The 5,497-nt window shown below is 55.0% G+C and carries 3 rRNA genes; all 3 read right to left on the bottom strand.

Annotated features, from left to right (window positions below):
• Positions 1-55: 55 nt before the first annotated feature.
• The 3 genes from rrf to A5766_RS13450 all read right to left on the bottom strand — a co-directional run bounded on the left by rrf (position 56) and on the right by A5766_RS13450 (position 5,371).
• Positions 56-172 (bottom strand): 5S ribosomal RNA (gene rrf, locus A5766_RS13440).
• 119 nt (positions 173-291) lie between these two features.
• A 23S ribosomal RNA gene (locus tag A5766_RS13445) occupies positions 292-3,426 on the bottom strand.
• Positions 3,427-3,849: 423 nt separating this feature from the next.
• Positions 3,850-5,371 (bottom strand): 16S ribosomal RNA (locus tag A5766_RS13450).
• The 16S, 23S and 5S rRNA genes sit together here, the layout of an rRNA operon.
• Positions 5,372-5,497 lie beyond the last annotated feature (126 nt).

Here is a 5,497-nt window from a genome sequence, read left to right on the forward strand (position 1 = left end):
TGAATGCAGTAATGCCCCGCACCTTGAGGGGTGCGGGGCATTACTGGAATGTTGTGCTCGGCGGTGTCCTACTCTCCCACACCGATTAGAGTGCAGTACCATTGGCGCTGGTGGGCTTAGCTTCCGGGTTCGGAATGGGACCGGGCGTTTCCCCACCGCTATAGCCGCCGAAACAATATGAAACAACATCCACACGGGATGCGCTCTTTGTTGAGCAATTGCGTGTGTTGTTTCAGAAGTGTCATAGTGGATGCGAACACACCTTTACTACAAGTTGATGTGTTGGGTGTTGTTGGTAAGTCCTCGGCCGATTAGTACCAGTCACCTAAACCTATTACTAGGCGTACAGTTCTGGCCTATCAACCCCATGGTCTGTAGGGGGCCTTAACCCTTCAAGAGGGTGAGAAACCTCATCTTGGAACAGGCTTCCCGCTTAGATGCTTTCAGCGGTTATCCCTTCCGAACGTAGCTAACCAGCAGTGCTCCTGGCGGAACAACTGGCACACCAGAGGTTCGTCCGTCCCGGTCCTCTCGTACTAGGGACAGGTTTCCTCAAGTTTCTAACGCGCGCGGCGGATAGAGACCGAACTGTCTCACGACGTTCTAAACCCAGCTCGCGTGCCGCTTTAATGGGCGAACAGCCCAACCCTTGGGACCTACTCCAGCCCCAGGATGCGACGAGCCGACATCGAGGTGCCAAACCATCCCGTCGATATGGACTCTTGGGGAAGATCAGCCTGTTATCCCCGGGGTACCTTTTATCCGTTGAGCGACACCACTTCCACACGTTGGTGCCGGATCACTAGTCCCGACTTTCGTCCCTGCTCGACATGTACGTCTCACAGTCAAGCTCCCTTGTGCACTTACACTCAACACCTGATTGCCAACCAGGCTGAGGGAACCTTTGGGCGCCTCCGTTACATTTTAGGAGGCAACCGCCCCAGTTAAACTACCCACCAGGCACTGTCCCTGAACCCGATCAGGGTCCGAGGTTAGAAGTCCAATACGATCAGAGTGGTATTTCAACAATGACTCCATGAACACTGGCGTGCCCACTTCACAGTCTCCCACCTATCCTACACAAACCGAACCGAACACCAATACCAAGCTATAGTGAAGGTCCCGGGGTCTTTTCGTCCTGCCGCGCGTAACGAGCATCTTTACTCGTACTGCAATTTCGCCGAGTCTGTGGTTGAGACAGCAGAGAAGTCGTTACGCCATTCGTGCAGGTCGGAACTTACCCGACAAGGAATTTCGCTACCTTAGGATGGTTATAGTTACCACCGCCGTTTACTGGGGCTTAAATTCTCAGCTTCGCCCCCCGAAGGGAACTAACCGGTCCTCTTAACCTTCCAGCACCGGGCAGGCGTCAGTCCGTATACATCGTCTTACGACTTCGCACGGACCTGTGTTTTTAGTAAACAGTCGCTTCTCTCTGGTCTCTGCGACCCACACCAGCTCACGGAGTAAATCCGGCCACCAGTATGGGTCCCCCTTCTCCCGAAGTTACGGGGGCATTTTGCCGAGTTCCTTAACCACAGTTCTCTCGATCGCCTTAGTATTCTCTACCTGACCACCTGTGTTGGTTTGGGGTACGGGCCGTGTACCAACTCACTAGAGGCTTTTCTCGGCAGCATAGGATCATGGACTTCACCACAACGGTTACGCATCACCTCTCAGACTCAATGAAACACGGATTTACCTATGTTTCGTCCTACAGGCTTACACCAGGACAACCATCGCCTGGCACCACTACCTTCCTGCGTCACCCCATCGCTTGCCTACTACCAGCCAAGGTCCTGTGCATCACCCCACCCGGCGCCCGAAGGCACTCCTGGGGGATCTGGACAGTTAGTACAACTGATTCAGCATGGGCGCGGATACACGGGTACGGGAATATCAACCCGTTGTCCATCGACTACGCCTGTCGGCCTCGCCTTAGGTCCCGACTCACCCTGGGCGGATTAGCCTGGCCCAGGAACCCTTGGTCATTCGGCGGCAGAGTTTCTCACTCTGCTTTCGCTACTCATGCCTGCATTCTCACTCCCACACCCTCCACACCTCGTTCACACGGGCGCTTCCACGGATGCAGGACGCTCCCCTACCCACCCACACACCTAGCCCACAACCCGTAGATCATGGGCGGGCTTATGTGAGTGCCGCGGCTTCGGCGGTGTACTTGAGCCCCGCTACATTGTCGGCGCAGGATCACTTGACCAGTGAGCTATTACGCACTCTTTCAAGGGTGGCTGCTTCTAAGCCAACCTCCTGGTTGTCTTCGCGACCCCACATCCTTTTCCACTTAGTACACGCTTAGGGGCCTTAGCCGGCGATCTGGGCTGTTTCCCTCTCGACTACGAACCTTATCGCCCGCAGTCTCACTGCCCTGCTCTCACTTACCGGCATTCGGAGTTTGGCTGACGTCAGTAACCTAGTAGGGCCCATCGGCCATCCAGTAGCTCTACCTCCGGTAAGAAACACAGAACGCTGCACCTAAATGCATTTCGGGGAGAACCAGCTATCACGGAGTTTGATTGGCCTTTCACCCCTACCCACAACTCATCCCCTCCATTTTCAACTGAAGTGGGTTCGGGCCTCCACGACGTCTTACCGACGCTTCACCCTGGCCATGGGTAGATCACTCCGCTTCGGGTCTAGACCCGGCGACTCCACGCCCTATTCAGACTCGCTTTCGCTACGGCTACCCCACACGGGTTAACCTTGCCACCGAGCACTAACTCGCAGGCTCATTCTTCAAAAGGCACGCCATCACCCACAATCAACCAAATGATTCACAGGCTCTGACGGATTGTAAGCGTCCGGTTTCAGGCACTATTTCACTCCCCTCCCGGGGTACTTTTCACCTTTCCCTCACGGTACTTGTCCGCTATCGGTCACCAGGAAGTATTCAGGCTTACCGGGTGGTCCCGGCAGATTCACAGCAGATTCCACGAGCCCGCTGCTACTTGGGCACCCATCACGCAAGACCACACGTTTTCAGCTACCGGACTCTCACCGTCTACGGCAGACCATTCCAGGCCACTTCACCTAACATGCAGCATTTATCACTCACGCCCCGACAGGTAGATCGGAGAAGATGAACCCCACAACACCACACACACAACCCCTACCCAGTATCACATGCGCATGGTTTAGCCTCCTCCGCTTTCGCTCGCCACTACTCACGGAATCACAATTGTTTTCTCTTCCTATGGGTACTGAGATGTTTCACTTCCCCACGTTCCCCCCACACAGCCTATACATTCAGCTGGTGGTAACACGACATCACTCGTGCTGGGTTTCCCCATTCGGACACCCTCGGATCACAGCTCGTTTGACAACTCCCCGAGGACTATCGCGGCCTACCACGTCCTTCATCGGCTCCTGGTACCAAGGCATCCACCGAACGCCCTAAAACACTTACAACAACACCTACAAACACACCCCACACACACCGCACAACAGCACGATCCACGCGAGACACGAATGTAGACACAAAAACTCGACAAAACACACAACCAAAAAACTTGTATGCATTGCAAAAATAAAGATGCTCGCATCCACTATGCACTTCTCAAACAACACACACCCGTAACCGCTTCTCTCTCCTGCCACCATCACAGTGACGATCAACGAGACAATCTGCATCACGGGCACAGAGAAAACTCAGTGTGTTCTCTCAGAACCCCGATAGTGTGCGATAAACGCGCCAGCCTCGCGGCCCGCGACAACCCAGCTACAACCGAATGAGTCGGTAAAGCTTTGAGTTCGTTTGATGTTTCACCCGTGAACACACTCGTGCCGCACCACGATCGGGTGCAGAAACACGGTTGTTTGTATGCTCCTTAGAAAGGAGGTGATCCAGCCGCACCTTCCGGTACGGCTACCTTGTTACGACTTCGTCCCAATCGCCGATCCCACCTTCGACAGCTCCCTCCACAAGGGTTAGGCCACCGGCTTCGGGTGTTACCGACTTTCATGACGTGACGGGCGGTGTGTACAAGGCCCGGGAACGTATTCACCGCAGCGTTGCTGATCTGCGATTACTAGCGACTCCGACTTCATGGGGTCGAGTTGCAGACCCCAATCCGAACTGAGACTGGCTTTAAGGGATTCGCTCCACCTCACGGTCTCGCAGCCCTCTGTACCAGCCATTGTAGCATGTGTGAAGCCCTGGACATAAGGGGCATGATGACTTGACGTCATCCCCACCTTCCTCCGAGTTGACCCCGGCAGTCTCCTGCAAGTCCCCGGCATAACCCGCTGGCAATACAGGACAAGGGTTGCGCTCGTTGCGGGACTTAACCCAACATCTCACGACACGAGCTGACGACAGCCATGCACCACCTGTACACCAACCACAAGGGAACAGCCATCTCTGACTGCGTCTGGTGTATGTCAAACCCAGGTAAGGTTCTTCGCGTTGCATCGAATTAATCCACATGCTCCGCCGCTTGTGCGGGCCCCCGTCAATTCCTTTGAGTTTTAGCCTTGCGGCCGTACTCCCCAGGCGGGGTACTTAATGCGTTAGCTACGGCACGGATTCCGTGAAATGAAACCCACACCTAGTACCCACCGTTTACGGCGTGGACTACCAGGGTATCTAATCCTGTTCGCTACCCACGCTTTCGCTCCTCAGCGTCAGTTACTACCCAGAGACCCGCCTTCGCCACCGGTGTTCCTCCTGATATCTGCGCATTTCACCGCTACACCAGGAATTCCAGTCTCCCCTGTAGTACTCAAGTCTGCCCGTATCGCCTGCACGCCTGCAGTTAAGCTGCAGAATTTCACAGACGACGCGACAAACCGCCTACGAGCTCTTTACGCCCAGTAATTCCGGACAACGCTTGCACCCTACGTATTACCGCGGCTGCTGGCACGTAGTTGGCCGGTGCTTCTTCTGCTCCTACCGTCACTTGCGCTTCGTCGGAGCTGAAAGAGGTTTACAACCCGAAGGCCGTCATCCCTCACGCGGCGTCGCTGCATCAGGCTTGCGCCCATTGTGCAATATTCCCCACTGCTGCCTCCCGTAGGAGTCTGGGCCGTGTCTCAGTCCCAGTGTGGCCGATCACCCTCTCAGGTCGGCTACCCGTCGTCGCCTTGGTAGGCCATTACCCCACCAACAAGCTGATAGGCCGCGGGCCCATCCCCAACCGCAAAAGCTTTCCACAAATCCCCATGCGAGGAAAAATGAATATTCGGTATTAGACCCAGTTTCCCAGGCTTATCCCAAAGTCAGGGGCAGATCACCCACGTGTTACTCACCCGTTCGCCACTCGAGTACCCAGCAAGCTGGGCCTTTCCGTTCGACTTGCATGTGTTAAGCACGCCGCCAGCGTTCGTCCTGAGCCAGGATCAAACTCTCCATGAAAACCTATCAAAAACCCACCAACCATACAGCCGGCAGAATTTTCAACACAATCTCAGCCAGAGAGACAAAAACCTGACCAAACAAAAACTAGCAACACCCAGACCCAAAGACCTGAGCGTCACAAAA

Origin of the sequence: Gordonia sp. 852002-51296_SCH5728562-b, assembly GCF_001665475.1 — a bacterium.
GTDB classification, from domain to species: domain Bacteria; phylum Actinomycetota; class Actinomycetes; order Mycobacteriales; family Mycobacteriaceae; genus Gordonia; species Gordonia sputi.